Source organism: Morganella sp. TYF_1 (assembly GCF_043105645.1).
GTDB lineage: Bacteria > Pseudomonadota > Gammaproteobacteria > Enterobacterales > Enterobacteriaceae > Morganella > Morganella morganii_B.
The window spans coordinates 81,469-99,643 of record NZ_JBICLU010000011.1 but is presented as its reverse complement, the minus strand read 5'-3'; the positions used below and the strand labels follow the sequence as shown (position 1 = coordinate 99,643).

The window sequence follows — 18,175 nt, the reverse complement described above, 5'->3', positions numbered from 1 at the left end:
ATAAAGGTAGCCGTTTGTGCCTTCCGGGTTAAATTAGCTTAACTTTACCTCAACGGGATGAAAATTTCTTTATCTCAGCAGAGGAAAAAGGTCATTATCACTGATAATTGATATATTGGCGGAGAAAATAGTATGAAACGCACATCCGGATTGCCTTTTGCGTTCAGCAGCGATGACGTGGAGATAATCAGTCAGAAAACCCTGTTTTCAGGATTTTTTAAGATTAATGAATACCGTTTCCGTCACCGGTTATTTGAGGGCGGCTGGAGCCCGGAAATCCGCCGCGAAGTATTCGAACGGGGAAATGCCGGCGTTATTTTGCCGTATGACCCGGTTCGTGATGAAGTTGTACTGATTGAACAGATTCGTCTGCCCGCCATTGAAAGCAGTCAGACCCCCTGGCTGCTGGAAGCGGTGGCCGGGATGATCGATAAAAGCGGGGAATCCGCTGAAGATGTGGTGCGGCGTGAGGCGGAAGAGGAAGCGGGGCTGAAAATCGGCCGCTGCACCTTCGCACTGAGCTATCTTTCAAGCCCGGGCGGGACATCCGAGCGGATGTATGTGTATATCGGCGAGGCGGATACCGCGGCGGCAGGCGGGGTTCACGGGCTGGCGCAGGAGAATGAAGACATCCGTGTTCATGTGGTCAGCCGTGAGCAGGCGTATGAATGGGTTGAAAAAGGTGTGATCGACAACGCAGCAACTGTCATTGCAATTCAGTGGCTTACACTGCACTATGAACGTATACGCACAACATGGCGGGATAAATAATCCGGATTTTTTTATACGCAACCGGGGAATTGTGTGCGGGATTGCAGATCTTCTTCGCCGAAACACGTTATCATTATATGTTAGTTATTAAAATAACAAGGACATCGATTGGAAACCCCGTTGCACTTGCCCGTGGCTGACGGCGCTGCGGTCCTAATTTTACAGATTACCGATACGCATCTTTTTGCCGGTGAAACAGACACGCTGCTGGGCATTAATACTCTGCACAGTTACCACGCCGTGCTGGATGCTATCGTAAAACAGCAGTTACCGGCTGACCTGATTGTGGCCACCGGTGATCTGGTTCAGGACCAGAGCACCCGGGCCTATCAGCGGTTTACGGACGGTATTGCCCGTTTACCGGCGCCGTGTGTCTGGCTGCCGGGGAATCACGATTATCAGCCGTCGATGGCACAGGAACTGGCCGCCGCCGGTATCTCCTCCTCCAAGCAGGTGCTGATCGGGGAGCAGTGGCAGATCCTGCTGCTCGACAGCCAGGTTCAGGGCGTGCCGCACGGCGAACTGAGTGATGACCAGCTTATCTGGCTGGATAACTGCCTGGCGCAGCAGCCTGACCGCCATACCGTTGTGATGCTGCATCACCATCCGCTGGCATCCGGCTGTACCTGGCTTGATCAGCACAGTCTGCGCAACTCCCATATGCTGGCGGAGGTTCTGACCCGTTATCAGAATATTGAAGGCATTTTATGCGGACATATTCACCAGGATATGGATGTGATGTGGAATGGCATCCGTATGCTGGCCACGCCGTCAACCTGTGTCCAGTTTAAACCGCACTGTACTAATTTTACGCTGGATACCGCCGCGCCGGGCTGGCGTTATCTGGAACTGACCACCGGTGATAGTCCGTCGCTGACGACACAGCTGTTCCGGCTCGATACGGATGAATTCAGCCCCGACCTGGGTTCGGACGGTTACTGATGGCAACGCTCCTTTATCTGCATGGCTTCAACAGTTCCCCGCTGTCAGAAAAAGGGACGATGCTGAAAGCGTGGCTGGCAGAGCACCATCCGGCGATCCGGATGTTACAGCCGCAGATCCCCTGCTATCCGGATGACGCCGCACTGTTTCTGGAAGATCTGATGAACTCGCTGGCCGGTGAGAATACCGGCATTGTCGGGTCGTCGCTGGGCGGGTATTTTGCCCTCTGGCTGTCACAGGCGTTTGATGTCCCTGCGGTGGTGGTCAATCCGGCGGTGTATCCGTTTGATTTACTTCAGGACTACCTCGGGGAGAATGAAAACCCCTATACCGGCGAGCGTTATACCCTTGAACCGCACCATATGCAGGATTTACGGGCGATCTTTACCGATCCCGTTGAATCACCGGATTTGATCTGGTTATTGCAGCAGACCGGCGATGAAGTGCTGGATTACCGTCAGGCGGTCACCCATCTGGTGGCATGCAAACAGACGATTGAATCCGGCGGAAACCACGCATTTACCGGATTTCAGCGCTATTTTCCGCAGATAATTGAGTTCCTCGGCCTCGGCCATTAATGAAAAATCGTATTTAAATTTATCCGGGACTGGTATTATCGCCAGTATCATTCACGTATTTTGTTTATTTTTTAGCGAAAAACCGATAATCCAACATGACGCAATCATCTTATAACGCAGAGGATATTGAAGTCCTCAGTGGTTTGGAGCCTGTCCGCCGCCGTCCGGGTATGTACACGGACACGATGCGGCCGAATCACCTTGCTCAGGAAGTTATCGACAACAGCGTCGATGAAGCTTTAGCCGGTCACGCTAAATCTGTCGAAGTCATTTTGCATAAAGATCAGTCTGTTGAAGTGATTGACAACGGGCGCGGGATGCCGGTGGATATGCACCCGGAAGAAAAAGTCTCTGCGGTCGAACTGATCATGACCCGCCTGCATGCCGGGGGGAAGTTCTCCAATAAAAACTATCAGTTTTCCGGTGGTCTTCACGGGGTAGGTATTTCCGTGGTCAATGCGTTGTCAAAACGCACCGAAGTGACTGTCCGCCGTGACGGACAGGTTTATCAGATTGCCTTTGAAAATGGTGACAAAGTCAGTGAACTGGCTGTCATCGGGCAGTGCGGCAAACGCAACACCGGTACCAGTGTGCATTTCTGGCCGGATGAGCAGTTTTTTGACAGTCCGCGCTTCTCTGTTTCCCGGCTGGTGCATCTGCTGAAAGCCAAAGCGGTGTTGTGCCCGGGGGTTGAGATCCTTTTCAAAGATAATGTGAACGAGACTGAACAGCGCTGGTGCTATCAGGATGGTCTGACCGATTACCTGATGGAAAACGTCAACGGCCTGGTGACCCTGCCGGAAGCGGCGTTTACCGGCAAACATGCCGGGGACAATGAAGAGGTGGACTGGGCGCTGCTGTGGCTGCCGGAAGGCGGCGAACTGCTGACCGAAAGCTACGTCAACCTGATCCCGACCCCGCTGGGCGGTACTCATGCCAATGGCCTGCGTCAGGGGCTGCTTGACGGCATCCGCGAGTTCTGCGAATTCCGTAATATTCTGCCGCGCGGCGTGAAGTTATCCGCTGACGACATCTGGGAGCGCTGTGCGTATGTGCTTTCCGTGAAGATGCAGGATCCGCAGTTTGCCGGTCAGACCAAAGAACGTCTGTCATCACGTCAGTGCGCGGCATTTGTCAGCGGCGTGGTGAAGGATGCCTTCAGTCTGTGGCTCAACCAGAATGTGCAGGCTGCGGAACAGCTGGCGGAAATGGCGATTGCCAGCGCCCAGCGCCGTCTGCGGGCCGCGAAAAAAGTGGTGCGCAAAAAACTGACATCAGGCCCGGCACTGCCGGGAAAACTGGCGGACTGTTCATCCCAGGATCTGAATCAGACAGAACTGTTTCTGGTGGAAGGGGATTCGGCGGGCGGCTCGGCCAAACAGGCCCGTGACCGCGAATTCCAGGCCATCATGCCGCTGCGCGGTAAGATACTGAATACCTGGGAAGTGTCGTCTGATGAAGTGCTGGCGTCTCAGGAAGTGCATGATATTTCCGTGGCTATCGGTATCGATCCGGACAGTGACGATTTAAGCACCCTCCGTTACGGCAAAATCTGTATCCTCGCGGATGCGGACTCGGACGGGCTGCATATCGCCACCCTGCTGTGCGCGCTGTTTGTGCGTCACTTCCCGGCGCTGGTGAAAGCCGGTCATATCTATATGGCTATGCCGCCGCTCTATCGTATCGACCTCGGCAAAGAGGTGCATTACGCCCTCGATGAAAACGAGAAAAATGCGATTCTGGATAAATTAAGCCGCAAGCGCGGCAAACCGAATGTGCAGCGTTTTAAAGGGCTGGGGGAAATGAATCCCGGTCAGTTGCGTGAAACGACCCTGGATCCGAATACCCGGCGTCTGATACAGCTCACTATCAGTGAGGAAAACTATCAGGAAACGATGTCGGTGATGGATATGCTCCTCGGCAAGAAACGAGCGGAAGACCGCCGTAACTGGTTGCAGGAAAAGGGTGATCGGGTGGAATTGGATGTGTGATGTCACCCCGTGACGGCACAAAAGGTCAGAGGAACAGAGTGAATGAGTGAAATAACTCATGACGGTGTGGAGCGCCAGGCGCTGCATAATTTTACAGAGAATGCCTACCTCAACTATTCCATGTACGTCATCATGGACAGGGCACTCCCTTTTATCGGCGACGGGTTAAAACCGGTTCAGCGGCGTATCGTGTATGCCATGTCTGAACTGGGGTTAAGCAACTCCGCCAAATACAAAAAATCCGCCCGTACTGTCGGTGACGTGCTGGGTAAATACCATCCGCACGGCGACAGCGCCTGTTATGAGGCGATGGTACTGATGGCGCAGCCGTTCTCTTACCGCTACCCGCTGGTGGACGGACAGGGGAACTGGGGGGCACCGGATGATCCGAAATCCTTCGCCGCCATGCGTTATACCGAATCGCGCCTGTCAAAATATGCGGAAGTGCTGCTCAGTGAACTGGGGCACGGCACCGCAGACTGGGTGCCGAACTTTGACGGCACGATGCAGGAGCCGAAAATGTTACCGGCGCGCCTGCCGAACATTCTGCTTAACGGTACCACCGGGATCGCAGTCGGTATGGCAACGGATATTCCGCCGCACAACGCCCGTGAAGTAACCGGTGCCCTGCTGGCGCTGATCGACAAGCCGTCTCTGTCCCTCGAAGAGGTGATGGCGTTTATCCCGGGCCCGGATTACCCGACAGAAGCGGAAATCATCACCGGGCCGGAAGATATCCGTAAGATCTACAAATCCGGTCGCGGCTCTGTGCGTATGCGCGCCGTGTGGACCATTGAGGACGGTAATGCGGTGATCACCGCATTGCCGCACCAGGTTTCCGGCGCGAAAGTGCTGGAGCAGATAGCGGCACAGATGCGGGCGAAAAAGCTGCCGATGGTGGAAGATCTGCGCGATGAGTCGGATCACGAAAACCCGACCCGTCTGGTGGTTGTCCCGCGCAGTAACCGGATCGATCTTGATCAGGTGATGACTCACCTGTTTGCGACCACGGATCTGGAAAGAAGCTACCGCATCAACCTGAATATGATCGGCCTGGACGGACGTCCTGCGGTTAAAGGGCTGGTTGAGATCCTTAATGAGTGGCTGGTTTACCGCCGCGAAACGGTGCGCCGCCGCCTGAATCACCGGCTGGAAAAAGTGCTGCGCCGTCTGCATATTCTCGATGGTTTGCTGCTCGCGTATCTCAACATTGATGAAGTGATTGACATCATCCGTTCGGAAGATGAGCCGAAACCGGTTCTGATGGATCGCTTCGGGCTGAGCGATACTCAGGCGGAAGCCATCCTCGAACTGAAATTACGCCATTTAGCCAAACTCGAAGAGATGAAAATCCGCGGCGAGCAGGATGAGCTGGCGAAAGAGCGTGATAAATTACAGGCAATCCTCGGCTCTGAGCGTCGTATGAACACGCTGCTGAAAAAAGAGCTTGAGGAAGATGCCAGACAGTACGGTGACGATCGCCGCTCCCCGCTCAATGAGCGCGAAGAGGCGAAAGCCATGAGCGACCATGACATTCTGCCGTCCGAGCCGCTGACCGTTGTGCTGTCACAGATGGGCTGGGTGCGCAGCGCCAAAGGCCATGATATCGACCCGTCCGGTATGAACTACAAAGCGGGTGATGCGTTCCTCGGTGCGGCACGGGGTAAAAGTAATCAGCCGGTGGTATTCCTTGATTCCACCGGGCGCAGTTACTCGCTCGATCCGCTGGAACTGCCGGGGGCGCGTGGTCAGGGCGAGCCGCTGACCGGCAAGCTGACACCGCCGCCGGGGGCTGTGTTTGAACAGGTGCTGATGAATGATGAAAATCAGAAGTACCTGATGGCCTCGGATGCCGGTTACGGCTTTATCTGTACCTTCAGTGACCTGGTCGCGAAAAACAAAGCCGGGAAAGTGCTGATCACGCTGCCGGATAACGCAAAAGTCATGACACCGATTGAGGTGAATGATGAGGAGAACGATCTCCTGCTGGCAGTATCGCAGGAAGGGCGGATGCTGCTGTTCCCTGTCGGTGACCTGCCGCAGTTGTCAAAAGGGAAGGGGAATAAGATTATCTCCATTACCTCTGCGGCGGCGGCGGCCGGGGAAGACGGCCTGGCACATCTGTTTGTGATCCGCCCGGATGCCAGTGTGACACTGCATTTCGGTAAGCGTAAACTGACGCTGCGTCCGGAAGAGCTGCAAAAATTCCGTGCTGAGCGCGGACGCCGCGGTACGGCGCTGCCGCGCGGCATGCAGAAGAAGATCGAACGGATTGATATTTCTGAACCGGAGCCGAAGGCGTAATATCCGGTATTAACAGCGATACTATTCACGGGGCAATGATTGCCCCGCTTTTCTTAAAAGGCCATTTTGCGGGGGACGCATGTTAGCCATTTTACGTATTATCATCGTTATTATTTATTGTATTGTCGGCAGCCTGGCCGGTATCCTGATCTGCCTGACCAGCCCGCGTAACCCGAAGCATGTGATGACCTTCGGGCGCATGTACGGCAAGCTTTCTTATGTTTTCGGCATCAAAATGGTGTACCGCATTCCGGAAGAAGCCAAACACTACGGTTCCTGTGTGTATGTGGGTAACCATCAGAACAACTATGACATGATCACCATGTCGAATGCGGTGCAGCCGCGCACGGTGACTGTCGGAAAGCGCAGCCTGATTTGGATCCCGTTTTTCGGGCAGCTGTACTGGATTTCGGGGAATATCCTGATCGACCGGAGCAACCGCAGCAAAGCCCATAACACCATTACCCAGGTGGCGGAGCAGATCAAAAAGCGTAATATCTCTGTCTGGATGTTCCCGGAAGGCTCACGCAGCCGCGGTCGCGGTATGCTGCCGTTTAAAACCGGTGCTTTCCATGCAGCAATGGCAGCCGGTGTGCCGGTAGTGCCGGTGTGTGTATCCACCACTCAGGGACGCATCAAACTGAACCGCTGGAATAACGGTGTGGTGATTGTGGATATGCTGCCGCCGGTTGATACCTCAAAATACAGCCGTGAACAGGTGCGTGAACTGGCCGAAGACTGCCGTCAGATGATGATCAAACGTATCGCGGAGCTGGATAAGGAAGTGATTGAAATGGAAAAACAAAAGGGCCGTAAAGACGCTTAATTTCCGTGACTGTCACGCCCGTTACACAATAGCAGTCTTATTATTTTGCAACTTATCATAGATAAGTTTAGGAATTGCTCTTCATCCGCTATATCATACGCTTAACACTCCGTTGTTAAGCGTATGCCCTTCATGAAAAGATAACACGGATGTCTCTGTCTGCTCACCGGCATACGGGTGTTCGGTACAAATCATAAAAATCATGGAAACGTTTTTTTCGGAGATGCTATGACACTGAGTCGGCGCCGGTTTATTCAAGCATCCGGCTTAGCGGTGTGTTTAGGTTCACTGCCTCTGTCTGTCCGCGCGGCAGATGAGGGCGGCAGTCAGCCGTTACCGGTTCCGCCATTGCTGGAAAGCCGCAACGGACAGCCGTTATTTCTGACGATGCAGCGCACTCACTGGTCATTTAACGGTAAAAATCAGGCCAGTATCTGGGGTTTTAACGGCCGTTATCTCGGGCCGACTGTGCGTGTCCGTAATGGCGATGATATCAAAATGATTTACAGCAACCGTCTGTCTGAGCCGGTTGCCGTCAATGTCAGCGGGCTGCTGGTGCCGGGAACGGTTGCCGGAGGGGCCGCACGCCTGATTTCACCAAATACAGACTGGTCGCCGGTGATCCCGGTGCGCCAGCCGGCTGCAACCTGCTGGTATCATGCCAATACTCCGAACCGGATGGCACCGCACGTTTATCACGGGCTTGCCGGCATGTGGATTGTGGATGATGAGGAAAGCCGTAATCTGCCGCTGCCGAAAGAGTACGGCGTCAATGATTTCCCGCTGATCATTCAGGATAAGCGTCTGGATTCCTTCGGGTCGCCGGAGTACCGCACGGAAGATAACGGTATGTTTATCGGTGACCGGCTGATCGTCAACGGTGCGGAAGATCCGTATCTGGAAGTGTCAAAAGGCTGGATCCGGCTGCGCATGGTCAATGCCGCAAACGCCCGGCGCTTTGAACTGAAACTCAGTGACGGTCGTCCGTTCTATATGATCGCTTCCGATCAGGGCCTGCTGCCATCACCGGTGGCGGTTGAGGTGCTGTCCCTGTCGCCGGGCGAACGGCGCGAAGTGCTGATCGATATGTCAAAAACGGAAACACTGACTATCACCGCCGGGGAATCCGCCACGCTGACAGAGCGTTTTAAAAGTCTGTTTGAGACTTCAAATACGCTGGTGAATACCAACGTGCTGACTATCCGCGCAACCGGCCTGATTTCGCTGGTAACGGATAATTTACCGGCCACCCTGATTCAGGATCCGACACAAATCACGACCGGTGTCCGTAACCGCGATGTGTCACTCAGTTTATCACCGCCGGCAATTAACGGCGCGATGTGGGACATGAGCCGTACCGATATCCGCACACAGCAGGGTAACTGGGAGCGCTGGGCTGTCACAACCGATACCCCGCAGCCGTTCCATATCAGCGGTGTGCGTTTTAAGGTGATCAGCCATAACGGTCAGTCACCGCAGCCGCAGGATTACGGCTGGAAAGACACTGTCTGGATTGACGGACGCAGTGAATTACTGGTGCAGATGATGCAGCCGTCGTATTCTCATTTCCCGTTCTTCTATTACAGCCAGTTCCTTGAACAGGCCGACAAAGGCGTTGTCGGGCAACTGGAAATTGAACCCTCTCCGCTGTATTAAAACACCCAAAATAAAAAAACCGCTGAATAATCAGCGGTTTTTTTGTGTTTATTCAGCGGTTCAGCAGCCGTTTTTCCTCATCCCGCAGCCAGCGGGAGAATGTCCCGGCAACGGCGATAAACTGGATAATCCCGGTATCCGGCTCTTCGGTCTGTCCCAGCAGAAAGGTGATCGCGTGGCGTTTTTCCGGATACAACGCAATCGCTTTTCCGGCCATCTGCGGTAACGGCAGCGGGTAAGTGCAGGTTTCATAATCATTCCACACCAGTGCGGTGGCACGCAGCAGACGCCGTGCGGTTTCCCGTTTTATCCGCCGGATTTCAGCCAGCGGCGGGCTTTTCTGTAACTGCATCAGGTTGGTGCGGACCAGCACCGGAAAGTCGCCGTTAATGCCGTGTATAATCTCACGGTTAAGTGTCACAACGGGCAGTTTCAGTGTCAGGTCATCACCCCAGACCGGCAGGCAAAAATGTGCCAGCCAGTAAGCCCAGACCGGCTGCTCTTCCGCAGAGGTCACTTCTGACAGCAGACCGGTATCAAACCCGATTTTTGACACACTGCTGTGACGCGCAGTCAGTGCTTTGTCCAGACTGCGGAGAATGGTTTTTTCCGCCGCACTGAGCGACCGGTGCAGCACTAGGGTCAGATCCAGATCAGAGCGGCCCGGGACAGCGCGGCCTTCCGCCACACTGCCATAGACATAGATGCTGTGCAGCACACCCGGCAGCGCCGTATACAGGGACTGTACGGCATCCTGTATGACAGCCTGAAATTCCGGCTGAAAAGTGTATTTATCTGTTTTCATTATCATTATCATCAACTCATTGCGACCCGGACGCCAAAGCCAATCAGGACGACGCCAAGGACTTTATCGATATACTTCTGAATTTTCGCCAATCCGCGGCGTACCGGATCACTCTGAATCAGCAGTACCAGTGATGGCCAGTAAACCACCGCCAGTCCCATTACAATAGCAGCATACCAGAGTTTTTCACCAAATCCGGAGTTGATATCCAGTACCTGGGTAAAAATAGCAAGGAAAAAGAGTGTGGCTTTCGGGTTCAGCAGGTTACAGAGAAATCCCTGCATAAAGGCTTTTTTAAAGGAGATACGCTGATGTGAGCCATCCCCGGTATCAAGGGTATGGCCGGCACGTGCCAGCAGGCTGTTGATCCCGATCCAGATAAGGTAAGCCGCGCCGGCATATTTGAGGATCATAAACAGCCACGGTGTGGTGGTGATGATCACCGCCAGCCCGGCCACGCAGTAGGTCATGTGAATAGCGATCGCGGACAGCACACCCAGTGCGGTCATCATGGCGGCGGCACGCTGGTAACGGGCTGCGTTTTTCACAATCAGAAAGAAATCCGGGCCCGGGGAGATCATACCGAGCGCAGCGATAGTGGTGACCATCAGAGTGGCATCATACATATGGTATATCCTTGCTGAAAAAGACCTGAATGCAGAGTAAAAGTATGACCCACCTTCAAGTGTGAAGACAAATAAATTATTTGTATTGATGAAACACTGAATTCTGTCGACGGCATTGAGTAGTTTACGTATAGTGACGGCAAAATTTCTCTCAGCCCTAAGGTGAAATGAATGAACATTAGCTTGATCGCTGCTTTAGCTATGGATCGGGTTATTGGCATGGAAAATGCGATGCCATGGACACTGCCGGAAGATCTGGCATGGTTTAAACGTAATACGGTAAATAAACCGGTGATCATGGGTCGCGTGACTTATGAATCTATCGGTCGTCCTCTGCCGGATCGCCTCAATATCGTGCTCAGCCGTACGCCGGGCAACGATGATCGCGTGGTCTGGGCTAAGTCTGTGGAAGAAGCACTGGCGATTGCACAGAAAGAAACAGACGGTGAGATCATGGTGATGGGCGGCGGTAAAGTCTACGGACAGTTCCTGCCGCTGGCGGATCGTTTATATCTGACGCACGTTGATGCGGAAGTCAGCGGGGATACTTACTTCCCGGACTATGAGCCGGATGAGTGGGACTCCACCTTTATGGAATATCATGATGCGGATGAAGCAAACTCGCACGGTTTCTGCTTTGAAATCTTAGAGCGCCGTAAGAGCTGATTAATCAGTTGATTCGTATTATTTCATAAATAATGTTAATACAAAAAAGCAGAGCCACCGGCTCTGCTTTTTCTTGTCTGTTGCCGGTGACTGCTCAGTTCTCATCCTCATCCCGCACCGCAAAAGATTCCTGCCAGAAATAGCAGCGATCTTCCCAGCGCAGCATGGTAAGCTGTCCGCCCCAGCAGCAGCCGGTATCCAGCGCATAAATACCGCGCGGCGTACCTTTGCCTTCCAGTGATGCCCAGTGACCAAAAGCCACGCTGTAACCTTCCGGCAGTTTTGACGGCAGGGCAAACCAGGGTTTCAGCGGTGCGGAAACCTGATCCGGTTTATCTTTGCAGACCATATCCAGTTGTCCGCCCGGGAAGCAGTAACGCATCCGGGTCAGGGCATTGGTGGAAAAGCGCAGACGTGCCAGGCCGGTCAGAGACGGGGACCAGTCATTCGGCAGATCACCATACATAGCATTAATAAACAACGGATAGGTATCGCTGCTGAGAACCGCTTCCACTTCACGGGCACATATAATGGCGGTATCCAGATCCCACTGCGGGGTGATCCCGGCGTGTGCCATAATCAGCTTTTTCTCATGATCAACCTGCAGCATCGGCTGGCGGCGCAGCCAGTTGATCAGCTCATCCAGATCCGGTGCGCTGAGCAGTTTGTTCAGATGGTCGCGTGGTTTGTTACGGCTGATCCCCGCGTAGATCCCCAGCAGGTGAAGATCATGATTACCGAGTACCAGCCTGACGCAGTCACCCAGGCTTTTGACATAACGAAGGACATCAAGTGAATCCGGGCCGCGGGCGACCAGATCACCGGTCAGCCACAGGGTGTCAGCCTGCGGATCAAAATCAGCCTGAGCCAGTAATGCGCGAAGTTCACGGTAACAGCCGTGAACATCGCCGATAAGATAGGTTGCCATAGAGAATCAGTGAATAAAGGTTGGTATTGCGAGCCGGAAAACAGGGATTTCACTGATGAAATCCGCACCCTCGTGATCCACCATAGTGTAGTAACCTTCCATGGTGCCCAGCGGTGTTTCCAGGACTGTGCCGCTGGTATAACGATACTCTTCACCGGGCCGGATCACCGGCTGTTCACCGATGACACCTTCCCCCTGAACCTCTGTCTGGCGGCCTTCACTGTTGGTGATACGCCAGTAGCGGCTGATAAGCTGCACAGGATCACGACCCAGGTTACGGATAGAAACGGTATAGGCGAAAACATAGCGTTCCGCATCCGGTTCAGACTGACTTTCGATATAAACACTCTGAACCTGAATACAAATTCTCGGGTCGTTATTCATGATGAATCCCCTATGAGGCGGGATGTTCCGCCAGGTAATTGGCCATCAGACAGTATTGCGCAACACTGATATTTTCTGCACGGGTCGCCGGATCAATACCCAGTTCAGTCAGGGTTTCCGGACTGAACAGATCACCTAAGCTGTTGCGGATCGTTTTGCGGCGCTGGTTAAAGGCCTGCGTGGTCACCCGGCTGAGCAGCGCGACATCTTTCAGCACATACGGATTTTCGCGGTGCGGGATCAGGCGGACAACCGCTGAATCCACTTTCGGTGCCGGGCGGAATGCCGTCGGCGGCACATCCAGAACCGGTACGACCTGGCAGTAATACTGCGCCATAACACTCAGACGACCGTAGGTTTTGCTGCCCGGACCGGCAACCAGACGGTTAACCACTTCTTTTTGCAGCATAAAGTTCATATCACTGATTGCGTTAGTGAAGGTGAACAGATGGAACATCAGCGGCGTGGAGATATTGTACGGCAGGTTACCGAACACCCGCAGCGGCTGACCGCGCTCCTGTGCCAGCGCCGTGAAATCGACGGTCATGGCATCCTGCTGAATAATGGTCAGTTTGCTTTGTAAAAACGGATGGCTGGCCAGACGGGCGGCCAGATCACGGTCGATTTCAATGACCGTCATTTTGTCCATGCGATCGGCGACCGGCTCAGTCAGTGCAGCCAGTCCCGGCCCGATTTCGACAATCGCCTGACCGGGTTGCGGGTTAATCGACGCGACAATGCTGTCGATAATAAATTGATCGGTTAAGAAGTTCTGCCCGAAACGTTTACGGGCAAAATGCCCCTGATGGACTCGTGTATTCATTGACTGTTTTTAATCATTGTAATCGCTAAATTTAATGCGGTGATAAAACTACCCGCATCTGCTTTGCCGGTACCTGCCAGTTCCAGGGCTGTGCCGTGGTCAACAGAGGTCCGGATAAACGGCAGTCCCAGCGTGATATTCACGGCACGGCCGAATCCCTGATATTTTAGCACAGGAAGGCCCTGATCGTGATACATGGCGAGCACCGCATCCGCGCGTTCCAGGTATTTCGGCTGGAACAGGGTGTCTGCCGGGAGCGGACCTTCCAGGGAAATGCTCTGCGCCCGAAGCTCATCGAGTGCCGGGATAATGGTGTCTATCTCTTCATGCCCCATATGGCCGCCTTCCCCCGCATGCGGGTTCAGACCACAAACGATGATATGCGGCTGCGCGATACCGAATTTGGTGCGCAGGTCATGATTGAGGATAGTGATCACTTCATGCAGGCAGGTGCGGTCAACGGCTGCCGGAACCTGTAAAATCGGCAGATGTGTGGTCGCCAGCGCCACCCGCATTTCTTCGGTCGCCAGCATCATCACCACACGCTTGCAGTGACTGCGGTCGGCGAAAAATTCGGTATGACCGATAAACGGGATCCCGGCATCGTTAATGATGCCTTTATGTACCGGGCCTGTAATCAAAGCACCAAACTCACCCTGTAAACAGCCGTCACAGGCGCGTGCCAGTGTTTCGGTCACATAGGCGGCATTTGCCACGTTAAGCTCACCGGCGACAGCCGGCGCTTTCAGTTCAACAGGCAGAATGGTCAGTGTGCCCGCGCGCTGCGGCTGGCAGGTGGTATCCGGTGAATAAGGTTCAAGGGTGAGCGGCAGTGACAGCGTGTGTGCTCGTTGCTGCATCAGTTGCGGGTCGGCACAAACCACCAGTTTTACCGGCCAGTCGCGCTGTGCCAGCGCGACTGTCAGGTCAGGACCAACCCCGGCAGGTTCGCCGGGGGTAATAACGACAGGTTTCAGCTTATTTGTTACTGCCATCTAAAATTTCCACGTAAGCGCCGGCGCGCTGTTCCTGCATCCAGCTCTGTAATTCTTCGCTGAATTTACGGTTAAACAGCATACGGTAAGCGCGATCTTTCTGAGCCGCTTCGGTCTTATCCACGTTGCGGGTATCTTCAAGCTGGATCAGGTGCCAGCCGAAAGAGGAACGGACAGGCTGACTCAGTTCGCCTTTTTTCAGTTTCATCAGTGCGTCACGGAAAGCCGGGTCGTAGATATCAGGCATTGACCAGCCTAACTCACCACCGCGCAGGGCAGAGCCCGGGTCTTCTGAGAATTGTTTTGCCGCAGCATCAAACGTGGTTTTACCGCTTTTCACATCAGCGGCAATCTGCTGCAGTTTGCTGCGGGCCTGGTCATCGGTCATTACCGGTGACGGTTTGATCAGAATATGACGGGCTTTTACTTCTGTCACTGAAATTGGCTGACTGTTTCCGCGGACGTCATTCACGCGCAGAATATGGAAGCCGACACCGGAACGTACCGGCCCGACAATTTCTCCGCTTTTGGCGGACTGAAGACGCTCGGCAAACAGACCCGGCAGCTCCTGTAAACGGCTCCAGCCCATATTACCGCCTTTGAGTGCCTGCGGATCCGCAGAATAGGTGATCGCCAGTTTACCGAAATCGGCACCATGCTGAAGTTCATTCATAATGGTGGTGACTTTTTCTTTCGCTGCATTCATCTGTTCTTCTGTCGGATTTTCCGGCAGCGGGATCAGGATATGGCTGATGTTCAGTTCCGTATCCGCAGCGTTTTGTGTGCTGATAAGGTTTGCCAGAGACTCCACTTCCTGCGGCAGGATCACTACACGACGACGGACTTCGTTATTACGGACTTCCGCCATCATCATTTCTTTGCGGATATCGCTGCGGTATTTGTCATAGCTCATCCCGTCACGTTTCAGGCGATCTTTCATCTGGGCAAGGGTCATGTTGTTCTGACGGGCGATATCTTCGATAGCGCCATCAACGGCCTGGTCAGGGATAGTGATCTGCATCTGTCCGGCCATCTGCATCACGATATTGTCCATGATAAGACGTTCCAGAATCTGCTGACGTAATGTCGCCTGATCCGGAATCTGCTGACCGGCATTGCGGGCATTCATGGCGACAGTCTGAAGCATATTATTGACATCACTCTCCAGAACCACACCGTTATTCACCACTGCCGCGACTTTGTCCAGTTGCTGCGGTGCTGCGAATGAGGCAGTGCTTGCCGTGAACATCAGGCCGAGAATGAGTGTTCTCCAGTTTTTCATAAGTATCCCATCATGTTTCGTATCGCCGTACCGCCGGTACGGCATGTGAAAATTGTGTCAGCTCAGGCGGTTAAAATGCCGGAACATACGGCAGAATACCACGCTCAAGCATTTTCTGGCTGCCCAGACTGTAATTGCTGCTCATGCCGCGTAATTCGATATTAAACGTCCATTTATTGTCGTATTCACTGGCATCATTTTTCCAGCCGATAATCTTACGCTCATAGCCAACGTTTGCCGCCCAGCAGCAGGTATTGTATTGCAGACCAACCAGCTGGCTGGCCGGCTGGCTCTCTTTGGTGTCATAGTAATACTGACCGACAAAGGCCCACTGCTCGGCAACCGGCCAGCTGGCCACGATACCGACCTGAGAGATACCTTGCTGGTTTGGCGGTGAAACGTATTTTTCACCATACCGGGTATGCTGACGCATCGCCTGAATATAGTCCCGATCCACATAGCGGTAGTTCAGCTGAATCAGACGTTCGGCATCCTGACGGTATTCCAGAGTGGCGTTGGACATGGCGACACTGCCCAGGCGGCGGTCATACTGAATACCGCCTTTCAGGCCCCAGTTGTCGTTATAACGCCACATGGAATCACCTGCCCAGACCATCGAACCGGTTTCATCTTTTTCATCCACGACCGTATTTTGAGAGTCACCGGTACGCGGACGTTCAAAGTAGTAGATTTGACCCACAGAAACGTTAAATCGTTCAACTAATTCATCATCATAAATCCGGCTGGTCACCCCGGTGGTCACCTGGTTGGCGGATGCAATGCGATCCAGACCACTGTACATACGGTCACGGAACAGGCCGCTGTAGCTGGACTGCATCAGCGTGGAGTCGAAGTTGTTGATATTGTCCTGGTTTTTATACGGGACATACAGGTACTGTGCGCGCGGTTCTAATGTCTGGGTGAAACTGTTGTTAAAGAACATCGGCCGCTCGAAAATCATCTTCGCATCAGCTTTAAACTGCGGCAGCACCCGTGTAACATTTTTTTCAAGTTCGGAGTTCTTCAGTACTTCAGGAATATCCTGATCATAATGGGTTGCCATCAGCTTCGCTTCGGTATTGAAGCTGGCCCAGCCGTTAGACAGTGGCATGCTGAGTGTCGGTTCCGCATGAATACGGGTAGCATCCGGATTATTTTTACCCACGCTGGTAAAGCGGGAGACCTGACCGTAGGCCCGGAAATCAAACACGCCGAGGTCATTTTTATAATAATTGAGATCCAGCTGCGGCTCAGCTCGGTAGGATGTCGCGTTATCATTGTTGGTCAGGATCTGGAACTGTTTGGAGGTTACAGTGGCGTTCCAGTTTGATTTTCGGATACCCACAGCCAGTTTCTGCGTGGCATAGCCGTCCGTGGAGTTACCGTAAGCGGAAGTGAAATCGGTAAAATAGCGCGAGTCACTGACTTTGGTGTAGTCAGAAGAGAACCACCAGTCCTGTGCAAACGATCCGCTGTGACCCCAGTAGAATAACCAGCGGTCGTTGGATTCCCGTTTTGCCCATTCCGCATTACCGGCGGCTTCTTTGTCTTTTTTGTACTGCGAGTCATCCAGCAGGAAATCAAAGGCCAGTGTACCTCTGCCGAACTGTGTCAGATAACGGAATTCATTATCCATTTTCAGGCCGCGTTTACTGAAATAGTGCGGCGTGATAGTGGCATCATAATTCGGGGCGATATTCCAGTAATACGGCAGGGTAAATTCCAGGCCGGAGGATTTGGAATAGCTGCCGTTCGGGATCAGGAAACCGGAGCGGCGTTTATCACCGATCGGTAACTGGAGATACGGGCTGTAGAAGATCGGGACATTGGCGACACGGAAACGGGCGTTCCAGATTTCCGCAACCTGCTCATCCTGGTCAATAATGACTTCTGAGCCTTTGACGCTCCAGCTGTCATTACCCGGCAGACAGGAGGTGAAGACCCCGTTCTCAAGGATGGTATAACGGTTTTCACCGCGAAGCTTCATTTTGTCGGCATCACCGCGGCCCTGGCGACCGACCATCTGGTAATCGCCTTTCTCAACATCGGCATCATTGTTGTTGAGATTCAGCCACGCTTTCGGCCCTTTCAGACGGATTTGCGGATCAGAATAGCGGACATCACCGGTTGCTGTCGCAATACGGACAGGATTGGTCTCTTCACCGCTCTGAGTGACTTCCACTTCATCCGCTTTCAGGTTCTGGTTACCTGAACGGATATCCACACCACCGTCATATTTTACCGCGTGCGGATATTCGCCTGACATACCTTGTGCAGTGATATTGACCGGAAAATCACCGGGTTTTCCGTCAACAACCGGCTCGTCATACACCGGAACACCCAGCATACACTGCTCGGCAAGTGTGGCGGCTTGTGCAGCCTGACTGTATAGCGCTGTCCAGATAATGGTGGCCAGCAGGGTTGGATAACTCTTCTTCATAAGTATGTCTGCAATTCCGTCCTCGGTAGCACATTGCCCGAACGCCAGGAGCTTAATTTACACGAAAAAAGAGCGTGCGTGAAACAGGTTCACGTATCCAAATGGCGTTAGGCATCGTACAGAATGGGTAGTATGATAATGCAAAATTGCGCCAAGGG

At 53.3% G+C, this 18,175-nt stretch carries 16 protein-coding genes; 8 read left to right on the top strand and 8 right to left on the bottom strand.

From position 1 onward, the window contains the following. Window positions 1–132 precede the first annotated feature (132 nt). The 7 genes from nudF (at window position 133) to ftsP (ending at window position 9,068) form a co-directional block, all read left to right on the top strand. Window positions 133–771: an ADP-ribose diphosphatase gene (gene nudF, locus ACF8OF_RS03665; RefSeq protein ID WP_025153801.1), complete on the top strand. Its 639-nt coding sequence runs from the start codon at window positions 133–135 to the stop codon at window positions 769–771. 108 nt (window positions 772–879) lie between these two features. After that, window positions 880–1,713 (top strand): 3',5'-cyclic-AMP phosphodiesterase, encoded by an 834-nt coding sequence (gene cpdA, locus ACF8OF_RS03660; protein WP_392495749.1) that lies wholly within the window; start codon window positions 880–882, stop codon window positions 1,711–1,713. Continuing rightward, entirely contained in the window at window positions 1,713–2,291 is a 579-nt protein-coding gene (gene yqiA / locus ACF8OF_RS03655) for an esterase YqiA (RefSeq protein ID WP_262862664.1), read from the top strand. Before cpdA ends, yqiA begins: the two co-directional genes overlap by 1 nt. Before the next feature lie 95 nt (window positions 2,292–2,386). After that, window positions 2,387–4,282: a DNA topoisomerase IV subunit B gene (gene parE / locus ACF8OF_RS03650; protein WP_392495748.1), complete on the top strand. Its 1,896-nt coding sequence runs from the start codon at window positions 2,387–2,389 to the stop codon at window positions 4,280–4,282. Window positions 4,283–4,324: 42 nt separating this feature from the next. Next, complete coding sequence (parC, locus tag ACF8OF_RS03645) at window positions 4,325–6,586, top strand: DNA topoisomerase IV subunit A (protein ID WP_025153797.1); 2,262 nt, start codon at window positions 4,325–4,327, stop codon at window positions 6,584–6,586. A 79-nt stretch (window positions 6,587–6,665) separates the two neighbouring features. Continuing rightward, entirely contained in the window at window positions 6,666–7,412 is a 747-nt protein-coding gene (locus ACF8OF_RS03640; protein WP_392495747.1) for a 1-acylglycerol-3-phosphate O-acyltransferase, read from the top strand. A gap of 228 nt (window positions 7,413–7,640) precedes the next feature. Further along, window positions 7,641–9,068, top strand: a complete 1,428-nt coding sequence (gene ftsP, locus ACF8OF_RS03635) for a cell division protein FtsP (RefSeq protein ID WP_262858976.1) — start codon at window positions 7,641–7,643, stop codon at window positions 9,066–9,068. Between the two features lie 52 nt (window positions 9,069–9,120). Here the strand turns inward: ftsP and ACF8OF_RS03630 are convergent, their stop codons facing one another. Beyond that, complete coding sequence (locus ACF8OF_RS03630) at window positions 9,121–9,873, bottom strand: nucleotidyltransferase domain-containing protein (RefSeq protein ID WP_262858975.1); 753 nt, start codon at window positions 9,871–9,873, stop codon at window positions 9,121–9,123. Window positions 9,874–9,884: 11 nt separating this feature from the next. Further along, window positions 9,885–10,499: a LysE family transporter gene (locus ACF8OF_RS03625; protein WP_025153793.1), complete on the bottom strand. Its 615-nt coding sequence runs from the start codon at window positions 10,497–10,499 to the stop codon at window positions 9,885–9,887. A 171-nt stretch (window positions 10,500–10,670) separates the two neighbouring features. On the opposite strand from ACF8OF_RS03625, the gene folA reads away from it, so the two are divergent. Beyond that, window positions 10,671–11,165, top strand: a complete 495-nt coding sequence (gene folA, locus ACF8OF_RS03620) for a type 3 dihydrofolate reductase (protein WP_015422448.1) — start codon at window positions 10,671–10,673, stop codon at window positions 11,163–11,165. Between the two features lie 94 nt (window positions 11,166–11,259). Here the strand turns inward: folA and apaH are convergent, their stop codons facing one another. From apaH to lptD, 6 genes are all read right to left on the bottom strand, one after another. Beyond that, window positions 11,260–12,093, bottom strand: coding sequence for a bis(5'-nucleosyl)-tetraphosphatase (symmetrical) ApaH (gene apaH / locus ACF8OF_RS03615; RefSeq protein WP_392495746.1), 834 nt, complete (start codon window positions 12,091–12,093; stop codon window positions 11,260–11,262). Between the two features lie 6 nt (window positions 12,094–12,099). Further along, on the bottom strand, window positions 12,100–12,477 hold the full coding sequence (gene apaG, locus ACF8OF_RS03610; protein ID WP_004237169.1) for a Co2+/Mg2+ efflux protein ApaG: 378 nt from the start codon (window positions 12,475–12,477) through the stop codon (window positions 12,100–12,102). A 10-nt stretch (window positions 12,478–12,487) separates the two neighbouring features. Beyond that, entirely contained in the window at window positions 12,488–13,300 is an 813-nt protein-coding gene (rsmA, locus tag ACF8OF_RS03605) for a 16S rRNA (adenine(1518)-N(6)/adenine(1519)-N(6))-dimethyltransferase RsmA (RefSeq protein ID WP_004237170.1), read from the bottom strand. After that, window positions 13,297–14,295: a 4-hydroxythreonine-4-phosphate dehydrogenase PdxA gene (pdxA, locus tag ACF8OF_RS03600; protein ID WP_392495745.1), complete on the bottom strand. Its 999-nt coding sequence runs from the start codon at window positions 14,293–14,295 to the stop codon at window positions 13,297–13,299. Before pdxA ends, rsmA begins: the two co-directional genes overlap by 4 nt. Continuing rightward, entirely contained in the window at window positions 14,279–15,577 is a 1,299-nt protein-coding gene (gene surA, locus ACF8OF_RS03595) for a peptidylprolyl isomerase SurA (RefSeq protein WP_025153790.1), read from the bottom strand. Before surA ends, pdxA begins: the two co-directional genes overlap by 17 nt. A 70-nt stretch (window positions 15,578–15,647) precedes the next feature. Beyond that, the gene (gene lptD, locus ACF8OF_RS03590; protein WP_392495744.1) at window positions 15,648–18,017 is read right to left on the bottom strand and encodes an LPS assembly protein LptD; all 2,370 of its coding nucleotides are present in this window, start codon (window positions 18,015–18,017) and stop codon (window positions 15,648–15,650) included. Window positions 18,018–18,175: the final 158 nt, after the last annotated feature.

Excerpts from the sequence above, each read along its gene's own strand:
- rsmA (WP_004237170.1), bottom strand. The coding sequence starts at position 13,300 with ATGAATACACGAGTCCATCAGGGGCATTTTGCCCGTAAACGTTTCGGG.
- parC (WP_025153797.1), top strand. The coding sequence starts at position 4,325 with ATGAGTGAAATAACTCATGACGGTGTGGAGCGCCAGGCGCTGCATAAT.
- pdxA (WP_392495745.1), bottom strand. The coding sequence starts at position 14,295 with ATGGCAGTAACAAATAAGCTGAAACCTGTCGTTATTACCCCCGGCGAA.
- apaG (WP_004237169.1), bottom strand. The coding sequence starts at position 12,477 with ATGAATAACGACCCGAGAATTTGTATTCAGGTTCAGAGTGTTTATATC.
- apaH (WP_392495746.1), bottom strand. The coding sequence starts at position 12,093 with ATGGCAACCTATCTTATCGGCGATGTTCACGGCTGTTACCGTGAACTT.
- ACF8OF_RS03625 (WP_025153793.1), bottom strand. The coding sequence starts at position 10,499 with ATGTATGATGCCACTCTGATGGTCACCACTATCGCTGCGCTCGGTATG.
- parE (WP_392495748.1), top strand. The coding sequence starts at position 2,387 with ATGACGCAATCATCTTATAACGCAGAGGATATTGAAGTCCTCAGTGGT.
- ftsP (WP_262858976.1), top strand. The coding sequence starts at position 7,641 with ATGACACTGAGTCGGCGCCGGTTTATTCAAGCATCCGGCTTAGCGGTG.
- ACF8OF_RS03630 (WP_262858975.1), bottom strand. The coding sequence starts at position 9,873 with ATGAAAACAGATAAATACACTTTTCAGCCGGAATTTCAGGCTGTCATA.
- ACF8OF_RS03640 (WP_392495747.1), top strand. The coding sequence starts at position 6,666 with ATGTTAGCCATTTTACGTATTATCATCGTTATTATTTATTGTATTGTC.
- nudF (WP_025153801.1), top strand. The coding sequence starts at position 133 with ATGAAACGCACATCCGGATTGCCTTTTGCGTTCAGCAGCGATGACGTG.
- lptD (WP_392495744.1), bottom strand. The coding sequence starts at position 18,017 with ATGAAGAAGAGTTATCCAACCCTGCTGGCCACCATTATCTGGACAGCG.
- folA (WP_015422448.1), top strand. The coding sequence starts at position 10,671 with ATGAACATTAGCTTGATCGCTGCTTTAGCTATGGATCGGGTTATTGGC.
- surA (WP_025153790.1), bottom strand. The coding sequence starts at position 15,577 with ATGAAAAACTGGAGAACACTCATTCTCGGCCTGATGTTCACGGCAAGC.
- yqiA (WP_262862664.1), top strand. The coding sequence starts at position 1,713 with ATGGCAACGCTCCTTTATCTGCATGGCTTCAACAGTTCCCCGCTGTCA.